Origin of the sequence: Nostoc sp. 106C, from assembly GCF_002154725.1 — a bacterium.
In the GTDB taxonomy this organism is placed as follows: Bacteria; Cyanobacteriota; Cyanobacteriia; order Cyanobacteriales; family Nostocaceae; genus Aulosira.
In genome coordinates this window covers 1-20,607 of record NZ_MTAW01000158.1, presented here as the reverse complement: position 1 = coordinate 20,607, position 20,607 = coordinate 1, and the positions used below count along the sequence as shown (strand labels likewise).

Here is a 20,607-nt window from a genome sequence, read left to right as displayed (position 1 = left end):
CTTCTCAAATTTTTGTCCTGCATAGCTTAGAGTTGCCTTGTCACCCTCTAAGGTTGATTCATATCAGTAAACTCCTCATTTTTAAAATCTCGCATTAATTATGATGAGTTCATAATCAGTTAGCGCCAAGGGTAAGCACTTTAGTGCTTAAAAACTCCAGGAATAAACTCATGAGTAAGAACTTATTTTCTCTTCGGCATTAATGCGATGAAGCACTAGACTTCTGATTTAGAAGAATAACTGAAATATATGTCATAGCTATGTAGTAAGTATGTCAGACATAATATAAGTGTTATTGATCGCCTTTTCACTACTACACTATGTTTTCAAACTCGCCCTAATCCCCAATCCCTAGCCCACCTAACTCTTGCCGTAAACGGTAGACAATTGTGTTTGGTTCCACTTGGGAAAGGATTTCTTGAATGACAGTGTTAGCACCTAATTGACCCCAAGTGCAGCCTTTTTCGAGATAAACTTGTGCTGCTTTACCTACTGCATAGGCTCCATAACCGGCGATTCCAGCTTGGGCGATCGCACTCCCAAAAGAGGCAGTAATATTGATAGGATTATCACCACTAGTTAGCGCCGCGGTACTTTTATTTAAACCTAAGAAGAAACTACTTCCTAATTCAGTGAGCAATAAGCCGCCAGAACTCAATAAAATTGTTTTTAAAATTTTCCCGGCTTCATAACTGGTGATGGGTAAACCATATAACCGAGCCAAAGCACGAATTAACAATAAATCGGCAATAGTACCGCCTAAAATATCTAACAAAGCTATGGGATTTAACCCTACTACCAAAGCTTTATACTTGGTAAATTGCCAAATGATATCTTCGGCTTCTTGTTCGCGTAAGTCAAGAGTTTTTTGCGCGATCGCAGCTTCTGCTTCCCTTGCTTGAATGAGTGCATTTAACGCTAACAGCGATCGCCCTTCACGGTTGAGAATATTCAGTATTGTCTGTTGTAGTTCCTCTACTTGGGTGGGTGGAGTCTCCCATTCATAACTTACACCACCATCAGGCCATTCAACCCGTACTTCCATTGGTGCTGGTTCCGCAGCTACCATGACAATTTCATCGGGTAGTAAAGGCTTGGCTTGGGGGTGTCCTGCACCCAATTGTTGTAAATTCTGGTAAATGGTTGCTCGGTCTGTATCTGGGTAGAGGTCTATTTTGTTAAACACCAAAATTAGCGGCTTTTGTGACTGGCGTAATTTTAGTAGTGCTTGATACTCTGTGCGAGTAATATCACCAGATACTACAAATAAAATTAAATCAGCTTGCTGCACTACCTCCCGCGCCATTTGTGCCCGTGATTCGCCCTCAATTTCATCTAATCCAGGAGTATCAATTAATTCTACTTGTACTTTACCGCCTGGTTGCCAGCGCACAGAACGAGGCCATTGAGTCACACCATTTAAAGGGCCAGTTTGGAGAATTTTATCCCCTAGTAAAGCATTCAACACCGCAGACTTACCCCGACTCACCAACCCAAAGGCAGCAATTCTGATTACATTCGAGTCTAGCTTGTTGAGTGTGGTGCTCAAAGCCTCCAATTCTGGCTTTACCAAACCCGCCAATTCTGGGTTCGATGAGAGCTGTCCTGACTTACGAAGATATCCATACCAAGACAACGCTTGTCGGAGACTAGCACGAGCACGGTTTAAATGAGTTTCTTGCAGATTGCGCACTGGGTTGGCTTCAGTCAAGGTGAGTTTGATGAGTTAAAAAGTTGACAAAAGAAAGCTGAGACTGAAACTATAACAAAAACATATATGGAGTATCAGCAATCGAAACTATTAAACCATTGTATCTCAGCTAGATGTAAGGCAGATTAATGGTAACTTTGGATGATTTTTTGATAATCTCATCCTTACAAGGATACCGCTGAGCTAAAAGTTAGTGGTAAAAGTGTAGGCGACCGTAACCTAAAAACTGGCCGATACCATTTTCTCCTGCTGGATAAGCAGTAACGCCAAATAGATACACTCTCCCAAGCTGAGGATTTCCCTTGGTTACTATCTCGACTGTTACCGTGCTACCAGGGGCGACAGGCGGATCAAATACTACCATTTGCTTGTTAGATTGGGATACTTCAGTACCGCCAATGCTAGCCAAATGTAAGGCTGGACCACCAGCAAAACTGTTACCTTTAAAAGCACGGTGTTGACTCACGTCAAATGCAATTGTTTCTACATTTGGACGCTGAACGATTGAGACAGCTTCTAGAGGCTCCCCAGCGTCTTGAGGAACACTAATGGTAAATTGATAGGTTCCACGTATATTAGAACTGCTAGAGCTAGTAGCAGATCGAATTAATCGGGGAGGATTGTTAAAGGCAATCTGGCCATTACTGAGCCGGATTGCTAAAGCAGGCGAGACTAGCAGCAACCCAAGTAGCAAAAAATTCAAAGTCAACGTACTAGCACTGAAAAGCCAGGTATTGAGGAATGATGATTTCAAATTGACAGTTTTCTCTAACATTTTTTTAATCCCAAATAAGTATTTATAAAAGTGGTATTTTCAAATCCAAATATGAATTATGTGAGCGCTTACATATTGCAAATTTTATGTTTGATTACTGACATAAATTCTATTTGAGATGAATGTATTACCCAATCGAGTAAATTGGCTCTAAAAAATATCATGAAGGCAGAAATTTGTCTCAATGACAAAACTTTTACCCCTTTAAGGTTAGGCTCGTTCCTTGCTACCGCTAACGGCAGTTGCTTTCTACTTAATTAATGACTATTCACTCAGCACTCAGCATTATTCTTTCAAGCTAGAGGGCAGATAGTAGACGGTTTTCAGCCTACAAGCTATTTTAGGTTTATTTAAGTTTATCTACTGACTTTAGCGGCTTCTCAATTTCTATTATGCAATCATTCTGATTCCAGATTCACTGGTGCAACCTATTGTAATACTTACCATTTACCCAGAAGTCTTGAAGTAGTGTTGGTTCTCCAAAGTTGCAGAAGGCATTGTCACGATGCAAAGACAGCCCGTGGCGCAAGTATTTGGAACTATGCCAATATTCTATTACTCAGTTTACGTGCTACAACAGATGCGATCGCTAAAGAAATCTTAGACGCTTGCTTTGCCACACCTTACTCTAAGGATGACTGGAATTTGCGGCGCGTTAGGATCTGAAAGTATAGAGGTAGAGCAAAACAAATATTCAAGATTTACCCTGACACGCTTACTCTCCTACACCGTAAGATAATTAGTCGTGTGAGTTTGAGCTTTACTCATATTCAGGGTTTGTTTGTACCCCCGAAAATTTAAAATATATATAAGTGTATAGGTATAAACCAATATAAGCGCTAGCGATCGCCGTTAGCGGTCAGTTTGCTCAGTTTGATTTAATGACAATGGGCAACTGATAAACCTGATAATTATGTTGGTTTCCCCCTATTAGTTATCTTGCCTCTATTTTGCAAGCCGATGAACAACAAGCTAAAACCAGACTGGGCCGGAGAAGATACGCTCTCCAAGTTCGTTAATCTCCTGATCCAGACTAAACCCATCTATAAATTGATGAAACACCAAGCCAGGCAAGTACTCATCAAAACCGCTGAGAAAAACGGTGTTCCCTGGCGCAAAAACTACGAGGCACTCAAATCATCGGGAATAAAACAGCAGTTACCACAGATAACTAACCCCGATGTTGTTTATCCAGACTACTACAAAGTACCTTTTCACGCCTACTCTGAGGGTAATCTTTGCTGGGATGCGGCTTTTGAAACGGAGTCAGCTACCTACTCAATGGCGTTACGGGTTTGGCCGAAAGAAAACCTGACTTGGGAAGTTGCCCATGCACGGCTAAGAGGTAGCTTTCATCAAGTTCTTGGTACTTACGGTCCGCAAGAAGTACGGGATATCCTAGATATAGGTTGCTCAGTGGGTGTTTCTACTCTAGCGCTACACCGCTACTACCAACAAAAGCAGGATCATCCTGTGCGTACAGTGGGTCTTGATTTGTCACCGTATATGCTCACCGTCGCTCGCAATCGAGATGTAAAAGGTGAGATATCTGAGTGGATTCACGCCCAAGCGGAAGATACAAAACTACCAGATAACTCTTTTGATTTGGTAACACTTCAGTTTGTCACCCATGAACTTCCAGGTTACGCCAGTAAAGCAATTTTCGCAGAAGCTTTGCGATTGCTGCGACCTGGTGGAGCGATCGCACTGGTAGATAATAACCCAAAATCCGAAGTAATCCAAAACCTGCCACCAGTTCTATTTACATTGATGAAAAGCACCGAACCCTGGAGCGATGAGTACTACACTTTTGATATTGAAGCAACATTGCAGACTGTAGGTTTTGCTCAACCAATTACTGTGCCTAGCGATCCGCGCCATCGTACTATTGTGGCTAGAAAGCCTGGGTAAACCTAAAATAAGCGATAACTTCGTTAAGCTACAGTAGGGTATTCAATTTCAACAGCAATTTTCTGCAATGCCTGCATAATGTTGAAACTATGAGGTGATAGATATATGTAATACGACCTCCTAGAGTTGATACTCCCCTGCCTACCAGGGGTTTTTTGTTCTTGTACAGCAAAAGCATCGTCAGAAAAGTCATGCAACCATGAAGCTCAACAAAACAAGATTCTCCACTGAGCAATATCGAATCAAGCGGTCAACATTGATATTTTTATTTTTAGCTTTTACCACTGGTGCTTTCTTAATAGCTTGGCAAAAAGGCATTCAATGGGCAATGATTTCCGCCGCCATTTCAGGCTTTATTCTCCTACCTTTTGCAGGTCTTTCATTAGCATATATTTTCGACACGTTGCTCTCAGAATCAGGAAATACATCAAGCTCTTCAAGCGGGAGCATTTTCGATCTGATTATGCTGATATTCTACTTAGTGTTATTTTTGATTGGGTACATAACAGCTTTTCGGGTCATGTTCACTAGTGAATATAACTGGCGCAAAGCAGGTATATATTTTCTATCAATAATAATTGGTACAGCCTTGGGTACAAGCTTGGGGTTGATTTTCAATATGCATTAGATCTGTATGGGTACATCCCAGTTTTTAGTCTTTGATGATAAAAAAATAAAACTGTCATTGCGTTCGCGTAGCGTCTCGGAGAGAGGAGGAACGACGAAGCAATCGCATGGACTCGTTTTTAGCTCAATACCATGCGATTGCTTCGCTTCGCTCGCAATGACGGAATCTGTAAAAAAGTGGGATGCTCCCAATCTGTATTGCATTTTTTGTTTAAGACAGTCATTGCCAAAGAATCAATTTTAAGCCTTGACAGGTAAAGAGGTTGCAGTGTTAATTCAACCAAACAATAAACCGCTTTGGTTCATTGCTCCAAAGCGGTTTGCTTAGTATAGTTGCTTCTTCTATAAAGTGGATCTGAGACTACCATTGCAGACCCAATAATTATTCTATCTTATGCCAAACCTATAACTGTGTGGTGAACTGTACATAATAAGTAGGGGTTTCTGGCAATTTGTGAGACTACGGCTACTATGCGTGCGACGCTAATCTTCCATAACTACTCATAATAAATTAAGAAATTTTCCAAACTGATTGTTATTTTGCGTAATTAGCCTAGAACAGGGTGATTAATAAAGACAGATGCAACAAACACAGTGACAAACAAAGCTACTTTCACAAAAAAAACCATTTAGAAGTGGCTATAAATTAATTCTCTACTGCCAGCATCATTCTAATTAAATGTTCTGTATATTTTGGATAATTGCTAGCACAGTTTTTATCATTAGCAATTTATTTATTACTTACAGAAGTATACTTTCATGACTATTTATCCCAGGAGAAACTAACTATGGAAACTTTCAATATTCCTGCTGAAATTACAGAAGAGCAAATAGCAACACATGTTATTGCTCCAGAGCATGTACAAAATATCGAAATAGAAGATATCAATGAGTCTAAAGAAGAAAGATATCAAATTCAACTTCTAAATAGACAATTTACTATACCTCCTAAATTGAATGTAGATGCCTTTGGCAAGGCTATGCATAATAGTTTAAAAGACTCTGTAACTGGCTATATGCTGCAACTTCACCAAAACGGCAACCTTATTTATAATTTGATTTGGAATTGGGCGCAGACTCCTGCTGATAAAGGTCAAGGTTGGAGTGAAGATACACGAATGCATATTGCCAGCGTGAGTAAATTTCTTACCGCAGTTGGCTTGGTCAAAGTATTAGATAGTAACCAAATTTCTTACGATACTAAAATTATTGATTATTTACCAAATTACTGGAGTAAAGGCAATAATATTGACAAGATAACCTTTCGGCACTTGTTAACACATACATCGGGATTTAATACAGGAAGTTCTGCCTCCGATTATACGTTTATGAAGAGTAAGGTGGCAGCCGGAGTAACAAATGTCGGTTCTTATGATTATGAGAATATGAACTTTGGTTTGTGCCGGATTCTGATTCCGATCATTAATGGCAACGTTAGCAAAAACGCAAACTTTCCTGTATCCTTCCCCATAAGCCAAGACCAAGTTTGGGATATAGTAACTCTTTCCTACTATAAAAACTATATGCAAGCCAATGTATTTACACCTGCTGGTGTCAGTAACGTTGACTTCAAGCCTATTTCCAGCACTAAAAATGCATTAGCTTACCAATTTCCACATAACAATAACAAAGGATGGGACTCTGGCGATCTGGCTTCTGTTGCGGGCGGTGCTGGCTGGAGATTATCAACTAAAGAACTGCTGAATGTTATGAACCATGTGCGGCGCAGAAACACTATTATTACTGCTCAAAAAGCACAATATATGCTCGACAACTACTTTGGTATCGATCAAGTTATCAATACTCCAGTAGGTAGAATTTATAACAAAAATGGTCTATGGCGTAGTGGTGACAAGAAAACCGAACAAAGTGTTGCTTACTTTCTCCCGAACGACATGGAACTTGTAGTGTTTGTAAATTCACCCATTGGGGCAAGCGGCTTGTCTTTGCGAGATATTGTGAAAGATAAGTTTATTAACTCATTGTCAGAGTAGAAGATTAGTTTAGAAAATTTATCAGGGTTCTAGTTGCTAGAAGCGACTAGAACCTTTTGTCTGTATTGCTAAATTTTAAGAGAAACTTAGGTGAACTTGGGCGATTGCATCTGCACATACTCACTCAACAACTTCATGAAGGCGGTCGCATTGGAATACTCCAACACTGCGCTGTTCGCACAATCGCCGCGGCTGCATAGTTGCGTTGGGCAGCACGATTAGGCGCAAATGCTGTGCCTGTCTCATTTAAAGGAGATGCGGCGCGACAGGCGGCAGACATATTGCGGATTGTATCCCGTGCCCAATGTTTTTGAGTATCGCTAAAATCGATTGCTTTGTCCCCCTCAAACTGACCTCGACCATCCCAACCTCGCAGTTCAACGATGTAGCGGTAGGCTGCATCCAAAACTACCACGAGTTCCGCACGGGTAACCGCTTGCGTTGGGCGAAACTTGCCATCTGCATAGCCGCGAAATATTCCCAAATCCCGCACATACTGTATTTTGGCAGCACTCCAACGTGTTTTATCCACATCGGGAAAGGGATTTTGAGTTACTTGTGTAGGTATTGTTGGCAGTTTGGGCGGTGGCGGTTCGTCAAAAGGTAAATTATCTTTTTTCAGCGGTGCTTGCTTTAAGGATTCCACTACCATCGACACCATCTGTTCTCGTGTTAGGCTGGCTTGCGGACGAAAGGTGTTATCCTCAAATCCACTCATAATTTTGTAAGTAACAGCTTGCCCAATTTCGGTTGCATAGCGATCGCCTTTAATATCTGTAACGCTAGGGCTGGGTGTAGGCGTCGGAGTTTGAGCGTAGACGCGGAGAGGCTTGTCGCTAGACATCGCACCTAAGATTGTCGAGCTTGCAAGCAACGTTGTTAAAAGTAGAAACTTAACTAATTTGCTGGGTTGCAAGTTCACGATTGGCGTGACTTGATTAACCATAATGCTGAATTGTAATCTTCAAACTGGATTTTGAGGGTTTTTTCGTCAGTTTGCAAGCATTTATCCGAATTTTTGCCGAGAGATTTAATGGATATCTATGCAATGCATAAAAGCCTTTATGTGCAAAGACTGTAGCTTTTCGATGAGAAGTTAACAATCTGTTTAACTTCCATATCACTCGTGTTAATAGAAGTCATTGGCGTGAGATTCTAGATAAAGTCTACACATTAAATGGAGGTTAAACAAAATGGCACAGAATGGGAAGCCAACCGTTATCATCACAGGTGCTTCTTCGGGAGTTGGTTTATACACTGCCAAAGCAATGGCGAACAAGGGATGGCACGTAGTGATGGCCTGCCGCGATTTAGCGAAAGCGGAAACAGCTGCCCAATCTGTAGGAATACCCAAGGACAGCTATACTATCATGCATATCGATCTCGGCTCCTTGGACAGTGTTCGACAGTTTGTGAATAACTTTAGAGCCAGCGGCAAAACTCTAGACGCTTTGCTGTGCAATGCGGCAATTTATATGCCCTTAATCAAAGAGCCGTTGCGCAGTCCAGAAGGCTACGAGTTGACTATGACTACTAATCATCTTGGTCATTTCCTGCTGTGCAACCTCCTGCTTGAAGATTTGAAGAAGTCATCCTATGGCGATCGCCGACTCGTTATTTTGGGAACTGTGACACACAACCCAGACGAACTCGGTGGGAAGATTCCGCCACGTCCTGATTTAGGAAATCTCGAAGGCTTTGCAGCAGGATTTAAAGAGCCAATCTCGATGATTGACGGTAAGAAGTTTGAACCTGTCAAAGCCTACAAAGATAGCAAAGTCTGCAATGTATTGACTATGCGGGAACTGCATCGGCGCTATCACGATACAACTGGTATTGTTTTCAGTTCTCTATATCCAGGTTGTGTGGCAGAAACCCCGCTATTCCGTAACCACTATCCTCTGTTTCAGAAAATCTTCCCCTTATTCCAGAAGTACATCACTGGGGGATACGTATCTCAGGAATTATCTGGTGAAAGAGTTGCATCGGTAATTGCAGATCCTGAGTACAAGCAATCTGGTGCTTATTGGAGTTGGGGAAATCGTCAGAAGAAAGATGGTAAATCCTTTGTGCAAAGAGTTTCTCCCCAAGCTCGCGATGATGAAAAAGCCGAACGCCTGTGGGATTTGAGCGCAAAGTTGGTTGGATTTGTATAATCAAGAGTGTCTATTATTACGCCGATCGCGGGTTTTCAATCCTGCGATCGCAGTTTTCAGAGATTAGGCGATCGCTGAGATATAATCCTAGTAAAAACATCCTGTTAGCAGTAGTGAATGCTGCCATCAGCAGAAAGTGGACACTCATGGCACCAGCAATCAGGCAAAACAGCAAGACCTTTTCTTAGTATGCGGACTCCAAAGTTTAGGGCAACATTGTGTTGCCGTCCTCAAGGAGTACGATGTTAAAGTCAACGCCATTGAGGATGTACAGCCCAAACATTGGGAAGTCCCAGAAGTACCAAGCTTATTAGAAAGGTTAATTATAGGAGACTGTCGTCAGCCAAGTGTTTTAGAGCAGGCAGGTATACGCCAGTGTCGTTCCATACTTTTAGTGACTAGAAACGAACGGATGAATATAGAAGCTGCGTTTGCAGCAAGGCGTCTTAATCCGCAAGTTCGCCTGATAGTACGTTCTGACAAACAAAATTTCAACAAACTTTTGTACGAAAATCTAGGCAATTTTGTTGCCTTTGAGCCTACCCATCTCTGTGCTCATGCTTTCGCTCTGACAGCCCTCGATTCTGAAGCGATTGGATATTTCACTTTAGAAGGGCAACTGTTACAAGTAATCGAGCATCAGGTACAACCAAAGGATAGTTGGTGTATTGCCAAGCCAGTACATAGACTCAATCTCACAACTCGTCGCATCTTGAGCCACACACCTGTTTCATCTAACCCACTCCTAGAATTATTTGAGTGGAACCCAGAAGCAGAAGTGCAGGTGGGAGACACACTAGTTTATATTGATGTTGCATACGAGCTAGCTTTATCTGAGCAAGATCCGAAGAAATATCACCGTCAAAAGTGGCAGTGGCAACAGTTTCTCCAAAGCATTAAACCGAAGAATCTCTTACAAAAAATAGTGCGATTTTGGCAATCTTACTACCAAAGCCAAAATCAAATTCGGCGAATTGCGACAATTTATGCAATTACCGTACTTATTCTATGGCTGGTGGGAATAGTTCTTTACCGCTTGTATTATCCTGAAATCACCCTGCAAGAAGCTTTCTATGCAACAGCAATTTTGCTTTTGGGCGGATATGGAGATTTATTTGGCGGTGTTGAGTTTGCATCACAAGCACAACCCTCAGACCATATGCCGTGGTGGTTGCGTTTGTTTAGCTTGGGGCTGACGTTGACAGGTCAAGCTTTTGTAGGAGTTTTGTATGCGTTGCTAACTGACGCTCTTGTTACTTCAAGATTCCACTTTTTCAACTCTCATCCTCCCATCCCTCAACGCAACCATGTGGTACTCATTGGCTTAAATCAGCTAGGGCAGAGAGTGGCTGCTATTTTGCAAGATCTCAACCAACCGTTAGTGGGAATTCATCCTACCAATCTCGACCAACAGTCCTTAGCCGATATGCCCCTGATTGTTGGTAATGCTATCGAAGCACTCCCGCAAGCGAATCTCTCCCATGCCAAAAGTATCGTTTTAGTTGGCGACGATAACATGGAAAATCTGGAAATTGGTTTGATGGCTCATGCGATGAACCCCGCCAGTCGCTTAATTATCCGCTCTCAAGATCGGCATTTTAGTGACAATATAGCCCCTCTGTTTCCCTATGCCCAAGTTCTATGTGGTGCGGCTTTGTCAGCGGAAGTATTTGCTTGTGCTGCCTTTGGAGAAAACGTTCTGAGCTTGTTTCGCTTGAGCGATCAAATAGTCATGGTGACGGAATACAACATCGAAGAGGGCGATACTCTCAACGGGTTGCTGCTATCGGAAATAGCTCATGGCTACAGTGTTGTACCGATTCTCTACCAGAAATATCGCCAAGATAATTACTCGTTAATGCTCTGGAATGATGTCAAGCTTGAGGCTGGCGATCGCTTAATTGTTTTAGCCACAAGCCGTGGTTTACAGCGAATTGAATGGGGTGAAATGCTGCCTCGCCTTTGGCAGGTGCAGATTAAAAAAGCTCTGAGTAAAAATGCTCTTGCTGATGGTGCAGAGGAAATAGCCTTGATTACAGGATGTAGTTTCGCTACTGCTAGGCAATGGATGAATAATCTACCTGGAGTATTGCCAACACCACTATATAAATATCAAGCTCAGTCTCTCGTGCGCGAGCTAAGAAAAGTACAAGTTTTGGCAAGTTTAATCTTCATTGATCAACCATCAAATAGCTAATAAACGTGAGTTCGACGGAACTAAAAATGAGCTAGGTCGAGAGGGAGGTAATACTCCCCCTCGACCTAACTCAATCCAATGTAAAAGATAGAGTCAGCAATGACATCAAAGCGAAGGGACAACTTTTAGATTGGACAGTTTCACGGCTGGAAACTCGCTTACAGTATGGTTGTGTGTACAGCTTAGCTGCTTGCGGCAAGTCCCTTATTTTTTTTCGTCAATCCCTTATTTCTTCTACTTAATTTAAAACCAAGCAAACCAACGGCGCTAAAAATTAAACCGCCTATAGTACTAGGTTCAGGTACATCACGAGGAATATTAATAGTTCCCTGTATTGTGGCTTTACCTATATAAGGAAGATTACTGATACCATTTTCCACAAAAGTAAGCGTACCAGTCGCTCCTTCAAACAGGCCTTCCCCGCCAGTAATATTAATAGTCCCTATATTTGTGATATATCTTACACCATCCACTGTCTTCTGTGTAGCATTAGCTACTTCAGTACCGAATAATTTATTGGCACCGCTTCCTTTTAAAGCTAAATACCCAACTGGTAGTTCTGGATGGTTTTGTTGGAGGAAAGGAAAATAATTAGGATCTGTACTAGCCGTTGAAGACTGATAAATGTATTGATTAGGATTATTAGGATCGGGAGTAAAAATATCGTGCAAGTAAACCGAACCGAAGTATTGTGTTAGCCCATAGGGTGCATCGGCAGTTGGGCTAGGAGTACCTTGATCAATTAGGGGATTAACCTCAATTTTTAGATATTCTTGAGGACCATTATTAGGATAGCTACTAATTATTCCTGGGTAGGCTTGACCATAATCCAACGAAGTATCCAATAGATTATATAGATTGTAAGTCGTGGGATTAAAGGTAATCGTACCTGCCTTGGCTGGAGCAGATTGAATAGCGAAACTGCCTAAGGTAATAGCTAAAGGAATGAGCATTAATTGACGAGCTTTTTGCATGAGATTGCGATCGCTAAACTCATAACAATGGCGAATGGATCTTTGCATAAGTTAAGAATAAAGTAATTAAGATTTGAAAACACAATACCATTAAACTTCTATAAAAGCGTGCAAACTAAATTAAACTTATCGCTTATTTCTCACTCTCATAAGAGAATAATAAAATAAAGTGTTGGAAACTATTTGCTAGGCTATGTTTGGGGAAAGAGAGCCTGCGGAAACTATAAAATTTGTTGATGATTAATGCGAATGCTGAAATATTAAATATCGATACAAAACTTTATATAGTTACTTTAACTAACTCTAAAAAACATAAAATCGTTAAAATAAAATTATTTCTCAAGCCAATGAGCATAACTATTTTTTGACACATACAAGATTGTCAATGACGGATTTTATCTATTGGTATATTTTCTGATTTTTTTGGAAATAAATAATAGTTGTAAAATCAAAGATGCTATTAAACTAATGTAAATCTCTAATATCATAATATTGACGTTATTAGTAAAAGTAAACCCGCCCAGCGCACTGCCTCCCCTATGCATTACACCAACAGCATTTGTTGGTAAATTAGACATCATTTTTGAGTTTGCGCCCCTACTCATGTATTTGTCGTATTTTTTTTAACTGAGTATTACTAAGTTTGTATTGTGATAAGCTGTGACGCATTTAAATTGTATATTGGCTCGTCAGGGTCGTTCTTTGTCATTAGTCCTTTGTCATTTGTCGGAGACGCTGCGCGAACACGAAAAAATGTCCAATTTAGACACTTATTAGCTTAGCGCTACTGTTTCGGGTCATCCAATCTGGTGAAAATAAAATAGCAATCAGGAAATCCAAGACTTCTACTGTAATTAATTTATGTAAATCGATGGGTTAACCCAGTTTCTTGATTAAATATTTTGCTACAAAATGAAAAAAACTGCTGTTATATCGTTGTTTACTAGTTTTCTCATAGCTCAGTCTGCTCAAGCTACAGCACTACCCAAAGTAGGTGAATTCAAATTCGATCAGATCATTGGACATGGCTGTGGAATGACTTTATGGAAACCAAGTAGCACAAATAAAAATCGCTTCCTTCTGTTCAATGGTTTGACAAATAACTCAATGGAGATGATGGTAAACGGTAAAATTACCAAATTTAATCGTGTTAAATCTAACGGCCAGGCTTTCTATGGACAAAAGACATTTCAGATCTTTTGGAGTCGAGATGGCAAAATTACAGTTGACGTTGCAGTAAAACTTGGTGCTAAGGGCGAAATTGAGACTGTTGCAATCAAAGAAGGTACTGTGACTGTGAAACAGAATGGTCAAAAGGTAAAAATTCCTGTGGTTGGAGATGCAGGATGTTAAGTAGTAGGCAGAAGATAAAATTGATATTGCTAGGCAATGGATGAATAATCTACCTGGAGTGTTGCGAAAACCACTATATAAATATCAAGCTCAGTCTTTCGTACACGAGCTAAGAAAAGTACAAGTTTTGGCAAGTTTAATCTTCATTGATCAACCATCAAATAGCTAATAAGTGGTTAGGCAAAATTAAAGTTACAGGTCGAGGTCATACTTATGATGTGTGATTGCGTAGGCGAAGCCTTCCCGAAGGACTATGCAATGACAAGTGTTCAACCAGAAATGATATGAAACAGCCATGTCTTAGCGAAGAGGGTTGATAATCTCTACATATGGTTGCGGTTGGTGAAAACCCTGAAGTGAGGCATCGACGATGAGGCAAACTTCGATATGCATACCATCAGGATCGTTAAATGACAGGTTAAGTACCGGGCCAAGGTCGCTAATTGCACCATCACTTACACCTCGATCTATGAGTTTGCGGCGGATAATCTGGAATGCTGATTCTGTTGAGGCATTCAAAGCTAAGTGGTCGATGTGCCCCCGACCAAACATATCCGGCAAGCCAGAGCTATGAACATTATCAGGCATCTCTGCTGCATGAAGAACAGAAGATGGACCAGCTCGCAGGAGTGCATGGCGAAAGGCTCTTGTCGTCTCTTGGAAGATTACTGGCATCTCGAATATATCAGTATAGAATTCGATAAAGCGGTCGAGATCCGCTGTGATTACTGCAACGTGGTGGATACCTGATACAAGATTCATATTGTTACTCCAGTTGGACTGTGCAATTTCATTTCATGCCTAGGTCTTAGCGAAGCGATTGCCATCGTGCCGTTGGTCAAAATCAATGATCGGCCCCTTCGGCACAATTCGATTAGGATTAATATCGGTCATACTCATGTAATAGCTGCGCTTGGTATAGTCTAGATTGCAAGTCGCTTTGAATTCTGGACGCTGATATAGGTCTAGTAAATAATTGCAGAGGTTTGGATAGTCGATAATCCGCTGCAAATTGCACTTAAAGTGACCGTAATACACTGAGTCAAAGCGATACAGAGTTACAAACATACAAATATCGGCTTCGGTGAGGCGATTGCCACATAAATAGCGCTGCTTGCTCAAAATGACTTCCCATCGGTCTAAACTCTCGAACAGTTCAGTCACCGCATCTTCATAGGCTGTTTGTGAAGTTGCAAAACCAGCGCGATATACACCAGCATTGATTGGCAGATAAATTGCATCAATCGTTTCATCAATCTGCTGTTGTTGGTCACGTGGATATAAGTCTATTTTCTGCGTTGCTAATGGAGCAAACTCTACGTCAAACATTCGCATGATTTCGCGAGATTCGTTGTTGACGATAGTTTGATTTTGCTTATCCCACAACACCGGAACTGTAACTCTTCCTGTATATTTTGGATTGGCTTTTACATATATCTCTTGCAAATATCGAGCGTGATTTACCGAGTCAGGAATGGTTCCCGGCTCTTGGGAAAACATCCAGCCTTTGTCACTCATAATCGGATCGACGATAGAGACTGAAATTGCATCATTCAATCCTTTAAGTTCTCGCATAATTAAGGTACGATGCGCCCAGGGACACGCCAAGGAAACGTAGAGGTGATAGCGTCCTGCTTCTGCCTTAAAACGGCTACTTCCATCTGCGGTCACGCGATCGCGAAACGTTGTTGGTATCTCATGGAACTCACCGCTTTGATTTTGTTCATTTTTATCAGTTATCCATTTACCTGCAACCATCATTCCTGATGCCATAAATCTCTCCTAAGCGTGATGGTGTAATTGTGCCTTTAGTGATATAGTTAATTCGATTAAAATGCTATTTTCAATCAAACTCTACGGTAAAAATTACTTATAAAAATTCCTTAAAAGTCAGCAACAAAGCTAAACTCAGAAACATTTTTAAGAGATGGCTTTTCTAATTTTAAATTTGTATTAAAATTCGTTCATTAGAAATATATTTATCTTAAAATTCCCATCAGTAATCAACATCCCAAAAAGGTCTTGAATACCTCATTAACGAAATATATACATTTCCTCTGACTTTCGTTGTTAGCATAAGAAAATATTCTTACAACAAAAGTCATAAGTACAAAGACTGATTCAGTAGACCAAAACCTTCTGTGGCAAAAGATGAAAATCCTTCGGGTTAGGGATGCAGGACGTTAACAGAAAACCCGAGTCTTATTTGTCTGACTTAAGTTTCTTTGTTGAATAGCGATCGCAGTATGCAAGGTAAGTATAAATGTCTTCAGAGCCAATCTTTTGCAAAAGCTGCGATCGCAGTGCGACTACCACTACTAATTGGGAAACCCTCCATCAATCCGTTTCCTAAGTTCAAGGTTCCTCGCGCCATCAGTTCTTATAACAATTCTCTAAAAGTAGACAACAGATCATGAATGACGCGGGGACGCGGAGACGGGGAGACAGGAAGATTCATTTGTAGCCAGATTTTAGAGAAAAGGTATTAGTTAGCTCAATTTTGTAGTAGTTGCGGGTGAGTATGTTGGAGTAACTTATCCATCAGATCCAAAGTGAATCGGTATAGTATCTGGTAATGCAAACCAAGCGTGAATTGCGATGCTAAATAGTGCAAATATTCCGGCGATCGCACTCAAATTTAGTATCTGGGCTTCGTGAGATAGTGGAACTAAAAAAATAGGTCTTTGACTACTCTTTATAAGTACATAAACAAACTTATCCCTAAAGTATTCTTATTTACCTAGAACTATTCCTCAGTAGGCTTTAACGAGACTTTCCCTATCGCAACTTCAAGAATGCAAGTTTTCGATAAATATATTGATTATTTTGCTCTAGCTAACAATTATGGCTGCGATCATTAATAATTTCTTGGGCAATCTAAATATAGTCCTTTTTTCTTCTTAGCGAACTAATTTTTTAAGGAGGGAACCATTGAGCAGAGCCAAGTTCAGCCCATCTGACACCAGAATGCATACCTCGCGCAATTTACTGATCCGATTTATTCTCGGCGGTACTACTCTTATTGTGAGTATTTCTGCTTATTTTAGCTACCAAGCTGCTCGGAAAATAACGCTAGAAGACTTAAGAGGGAGAGCTTTTTTAGAAGTTCACAGAGGAGTTGATGAAATTGAGGAGTGGTTGCACGTTCGCAAAGTCGAAGTACAAACCCTTGCTCATACTTCAACTGTACGCTCCTTAGACTGGTCTGTGGCAGAACCTTATTTAAAGTCAGAAGTTGAGCGGATCGATGAATTTTTCTTTTTCCAAATAGTTACCCCGGATGGTTCGTTTTCTAATACTAAGATTGGTCGCTCAAATAAGAATATTAAGGATCGAGACTACTTTCAAAAAGCAATAGCAGGAAAAAGCAATATTTCCGATCCCTTTATCAGCCGTTCTACAGGGATTCCTTTAATTGCGATCGCCACCCCAATCTGGTCTAATTCTCCTACTAGTCGTTCACCAATTGGGGTTTTTCAGGGCAATGTGGAAATCGATCGCATTGCTGAGGTGGTCAACTCGCTGCGCTACGGCGAAAACAGCTATGCATTTGCCCTCAATTCTCAAGGAGAAGCGATTGTCCATCCCAACTCAAAGTTAATGTCAACGGTAGAAAAACCTGCACTCAGCCTGCTGAAAATTCCAGATCGCAATTTAAACGCGATCGCCCAGCTGATGGTAAATAAACAACAGGGAATTCAGCTGATGGAAATTGATGGCGCGAGGAAGTATGTTGCCTATGTGCCTTTGCGAGAAGCTAATTGGTCTGTCGCTTTGGTAATTCCCCGCCAAAATATTGAATCTCGACTGCAATTCCTCGATTTGATTGCCCTGATTGTCGGTGGACTCACAGTCACAATGATAACTGTACTGTGGCGAGTGCAAGAGTTTGAACAGGCTCAATTGAAAAAGTCCAAAGCAGCGGCTGATACGGCAAACCGTGCTAAGAGCGAATTTTTAGCCAACATGAGTCATGAATTGCGGACGCCCTTAAATGGTATTTTGGGTTGTGCTCAAATTTTACTGCGTTCTCAAGGTTTGCCGGAGTCAGAGCAATATCATGTGAACATCATTGAACAATGCGGTTCTCATCTACTGACTTTAATTAATGACATTTTAGATCTTTCTAAAATTGAAGCGCGAAAACTGGAACTGCATCCTCATGATGTGCATTTTCCATCTTTTTTACAGGGGATTGGGGAAATTTGCCAAATCCGGGCAGAACAAAAGGGCATTTTATTTGTTTATGAACCCACGAACAACTTGCCTACTGGGGTTCATGTTGATGTCAAAAGGTTACGTCAAGTTCTGTTGAATCTGTTGGGGAATGCCATTAAGTTTACGGATGAAGGTAAGGTTATTTTCAAGGTTGAGGTAATCGATCGACTTCCTGCTGATCGGCAGGCGGTGAAATATCGTATTCGCTTTAGTGTGGAAGATACGGGAATTGGCATAACTCCAAGCGAGTTGGACAAGATTTTTTGGCCATTTGAGCAAGTAGGGGAGAAAAAGCGTCAGATCGAAGGGACGGGACTGGGTTTAGCTATTACTCGGCAATTGGTGCAGATGATGGGTAGCGATATCCATGTTAAGAGTCAGGTCGGTCAGGGTAGTACTTTCTGGTTTGAGATTGCGATCGCCGAAGCCAGCGAATGGGTACAGTCTGCTATGGCTGCATCAAAGGGACAAATCATTGGCTTAGAAGGTAGTCCCCCAACCATTTTGATGGTGGACGATCGCTGGGAAAATCGCACAGTGATAACAAACCTACTGCAACCACTGGGTTTTAATGTAGTCGAAGCTACCAACGGTAAAGAAGGTTTGGAAAAAGCGATCGCCCTTAAACCAGACCTAGTGATTACAGATTTGCTCATGCCAGAAATGGATGGGTTTGAATTGATTCAACATCTGCGTCATACCCCAGTTATCCAAGATGTCAAGATTATTGTCTCTTCTGCTAGCGTCTTTGAAACTGACCAACATCGCAGTCTGGAAGCAGGCGGTGACAGCTTTTTGAGCAAACCCGTACAGGCAAATGAATTACTGCATCAATTAGAGTGCCACTTAAATTTGGCATGGATTTACCAGCAGTCTCAGTCTCAGGAACAAAGAATCAATTCGGCTATAACAGGTGATAGTTCATCAGATAAATTGACTCCTCCTTCCTCTAATATATTGCGGGAACTAGTGACTTTAGCTAGTAAAGGTAACTTCAATGCCATTCTCAAATTGGCTGATCAACTAGAGGAAACAGACACAAAATTTGCTTCCTTTGCTAACCAATTGCGGCAACTAGCGAGGCAGTTTGACGAAGATTTAATCCTCAACTTCTTGATTCAATATGGAGTAGAAAAACTATGACAGCGGCAATAGGTGAGCAAAAAAATTCTCTGAATCGCGATCCTGCCAGAGGAATAGTTTTAGTCGTTGACGATAACCCTGCCAACTTACAGGTTTTATCGAGCTTTTTGGATCAGTCTAGCTTTGAAGTTTGGGCGGCTCGCAGTGGTGAAAAAGCCATTCAGAGATTAGACAATAATTTACCTGATTTAATATTGCTTGATGTAATGATGCCGGGTATGGATGGGTTTGAAACTTGTCAACACTTAAAAAGCGATCCTCGTGTCCAGGATATTCCGATCATTTTTATGACTGCTCTTTCAGATACTGCCGATAAAGTTAAAGGATTACGATTGGGAGCCGTAGATTATATTACTAAACCTTTTCAGTATGAAGAGGTCTTAGTGCGAATAGAGCATCAACTAAAGTTGAGAAATTTGACGAAAACCTTGATTGCTAAAAACGTCGAATTACAGCAGGCTCAAACCCAACTGATCCAAGCAGAAAAGGTAGCAACCTTAGGTCATCTGGCAGCAGGAATTGCCCATGAGGTGAATAATCCCATCAATTTTATCGCTGGTAACTTGAATTTTGTTGAACAGTATGTTCATGAGGTTGTTGATTTACTCAAGCTATATCAAAAGTATCTGCCCGACCCACCTGCTGAAATTCAAAGCGCTATTAAAACAAACGATCTCAGCTTTTTATTAAATGATTTATCCAAAATTATTCAATCCATGCAAGCAGGTACAGGTCGCGTTACAGAAATTGTGTCATCTTTGAACAAGTTCTCGCGCCACAGAGAAGTAGGTAAGAAATTGGCTGACCTGCATGAAGGTCTAGAAAGCACACTACTCATTCTCGGTCATCGGCTCAAGCCAAATGCTCATCGTCCAGCAATCCAACTAATCAAAGAATATGGAGAATTGCCAGCTATTGAGTGCTATCCTGGCGAACTCAATCAGGTATTTATGAATTTAATTTGCAATGCGATCGATGCAATTGAAGAAATACAAAAAAATCAAGACTTTGAAGAAATTTCCAGACATCCTGGTGTGCTCCGCATCAAAACTGAAGCAATTGGAGAACGAGTTATTCTCCGAATTGCAGATAATGGTTCAGGAATCAGCGAAGCAGAACGGACAAAAATATTCGATGCTTTCTACACAACAAAACCCATCGGTAAAGGAACAGGGTTAGGTTTATCTATTGCGTACCAAATTGTGGTTAACAATCATCGCGGTAAGTTAACTTGTCATTCAACACAAGGTAAGGGTATAGAGTTTGTCATTGAATTACCTTGCCGATAAATTAAAATATGCATAAGCAGATGGCTGGGAAAAACTAAATAAGAATAACAAAAATATCAATTCTTTTTTAACCTAAATTTTGCACCACTTCTGTAAACAGTGCTGAAAAGCTTTGCAATAAAAAACGCCCTCCATTTCTGGAGGGCGTTTTTTATTGAGCTAAGACTTGAGTATTAGCCGTTGATTGCAGGAGCGCTCAAAGCCACAGGAGCAACTTCACCAGCAGCCAAGTCTAGAGGGAAGTTGTGAGCGTTACGCT

Annotated in this window: 16 protein-coding genes and 1 pseudogene; 9 read left to right on the top strand and 8 right to left on the bottom strand. The window is 41.0% G+C overall.

All coding sequences use genetic code 11. From position 1 onward, the window contains the following. Positions 1 to 337: 337 nt before the first annotated feature. A complete protein-coding gene (locus BV375_RS24195) occupies positions 338 to 1,711 on the bottom strand; it encodes a GTP-binding protein (RefSeq protein WP_086765264.1) in 1,374 nt (457 codons plus the stop codon). Between the two features lie 190 nt (positions 1,712 to 1,901). Beyond that, complete coding sequence (locus tag BV375_RS24190; protein ID WP_086765262.1) at positions 1,902 to 2,486, bottom strand: DUF2808 domain-containing protein; 585 nt, start codon at positions 2,484 to 2,486, stop codon at positions 1,902 to 1,904. Between the two features lie 468 nt (positions 2,487 to 2,954). Here BV375_RS24190 and BV375_RS24185 point away from each other — a divergent pair, with 468 nt between their 5' ends. The 4 genes from BV375_RS24185 (at position 2,955) to BV375_RS24170 (ending at position 7,018) form a co-directional block, all read left to right on the top strand. Next, entirely contained in the window at positions 2,955 to 3,152 is a 198-nt protein-coding gene (locus BV375_RS24185) for an RpiB/LacA/LacB family sugar-phosphate isomerase (protein ID WP_208095512.1), read from the top strand. A 294-nt stretch (positions 3,153 to 3,446) separates the two neighbouring features. Continuing rightward, positions 3,447 to 4,397: a class I SAM-dependent methyltransferase gene (locus tag BV375_RS24180; RefSeq protein ID WP_086765260.1), complete on the top strand. Its 951-nt coding sequence runs from the start codon at positions 3,447 to 3,449 to the stop codon at positions 4,395 to 4,397. Between the two features lie 199 nt (positions 4,398 to 4,596). Continuing rightward, positions 4,597 to 5,025, top strand: coding sequence for a hypothetical protein (locus BV375_RS24175; RefSeq protein WP_086765257.1), 429 nt, complete (start codon positions 4,597 to 4,599; stop codon positions 5,023 to 5,025). A 787-nt stretch (positions 5,026 to 5,812) separates the two neighbouring features. After that, positions 5,813 to 7,018 carry a serine hydrolase domain-containing protein gene (locus tag BV375_RS24170; protein WP_086765255.1) on the top strand — a complete coding sequence of 402 codons (1,206 nt, stop codon included), beginning with the start codon at positions 5,813 to 5,815 and terminating at the stop codon, positions 7,016 to 7,018. A 133-nt stretch (positions 7,019 to 7,151) separates the two neighbouring features. Here BV375_RS24170 and BV375_RS24165 read toward each other — a convergent pair whose 3' ends face one another. Continuing rightward, a complete protein-coding gene (locus tag BV375_RS24165) occupies positions 7,152 to 7,964 on the bottom strand; it encodes an S-layer homology domain-containing protein (RefSeq protein WP_086765253.1) in 813 nt (270 codons plus the stop codon). A gap of 247 nt (positions 7,965 to 8,211) precedes the next feature. Between BV375_RS24165 and BV375_RS24160 the strand changes: the two genes are divergently transcribed. Then, complete coding sequence (locus BV375_RS24160) at positions 8,212 to 9,174, top strand: protochlorophyllide reductase (protein WP_086765251.1); 963 nt, start codon at positions 8,212 to 8,214, stop codon at positions 9,172 to 9,174. Between the two features lie 16 nt (positions 9,175 to 9,190). Here the strand turns inward: BV375_RS24160 and BV375_RS38830 are convergent, their stop codons facing one another. Then, a complete protein-coding gene (locus tag BV375_RS38830) occupies positions 9,191 to 9,322 on the bottom strand; it encodes a hypothetical protein (RefSeq protein WP_279432958.1) in 132 nt (43 codons plus the stop codon). Here BV375_RS38830 and BV375_RS24155 point away from each other — a divergent pair. Then, positions 9,311 to 11,371, top strand: a complete 2,061-nt coding sequence (locus tag BV375_RS24155) for an NAD-binding protein (RefSeq protein ID WP_086765249.1) — start codon at positions 9,311 to 9,313, stop codon at positions 11,369 to 11,371. The genes BV375_RS38830 and BV375_RS24155 overlap by 12 nt on opposite strands. Before the next feature lie 182 nt (positions 11,372 to 11,553). On the opposite strand, the gene BV375_RS24150 is transcribed toward BV375_RS24155, so the two are convergent. Then, entirely contained in the window at positions 11,554 to 12,393 is an 840-nt protein-coding gene (locus BV375_RS24150) for a PEP-CTERM sorting domain-containing protein (protein ID WP_086765247.1), read from the bottom strand. 864 nt (positions 12,394 to 13,257) lie between these two features. Between BV375_RS24150 and BV375_RS24140 the strand changes: the two genes are divergently transcribed. Beyond that, positions 13,258 to 13,698, top strand: a complete 441-nt coding sequence (locus BV375_RS24140) for a hypothetical protein (protein ID WP_086765244.1) — start codon at positions 13,258 to 13,260, stop codon at positions 13,696 to 13,698. Positions 13,699 to 13,998: 300 nt separating this feature from the next. On the opposite strand, the gene BV375_RS24135 is transcribed toward BV375_RS24140, so the two are convergent. Then, complete coding sequence (locus BV375_RS24135; protein WP_086765242.1) at positions 13,999 to 14,460, bottom strand: VOC family protein; 462 nt, start codon at positions 14,458 to 14,460, stop codon at positions 13,999 to 14,001. A 39-nt stretch (positions 14,461 to 14,499) separates the two neighbouring features. After that, positions 14,500 to 15,471 carry a glutathione S-transferase family protein gene (locus BV375_RS24130; RefSeq protein WP_086765240.1) on the bottom strand — a complete coding sequence of 324 codons (972 nt, stop codon included), beginning with the start codon at positions 15,469 to 15,471 and terminating at the stop codon, positions 14,500 to 14,502. 1,158 nt (positions 15,472 to 16,629) lie between these two features. Here BV375_RS24130 and BV375_RS24125 point away from each other — a divergent pair. After that, a complete protein-coding gene (locus tag BV375_RS24125) occupies positions 16,630 to 19,059 on the top strand; it encodes an ATP-binding protein (protein ID WP_243714030.1) in 2,430 nt (809 codons plus the stop codon). Continuing rightward, positions 19,056 to 20,348: a response regulator gene (locus BV375_RS24120; protein WP_086765236.1), complete on the top strand. Its 1,293-nt coding sequence runs from the start codon at positions 19,056 to 19,058 to the stop codon at positions 20,346 to 20,348. Before BV375_RS24125 ends, BV375_RS24120 begins: the two co-directional genes overlap by 4 nt. Before the next feature lie 173 nt (positions 20,349 to 20,521). Here BV375_RS24120 and BV375_RS24115 read toward each other — a convergent pair. After that, positions 20,522 to 20,607 (bottom strand): annotated as a pseudogene (locus BV375_RS24115) (photosystem II protein D1); the annotation flags it as partial.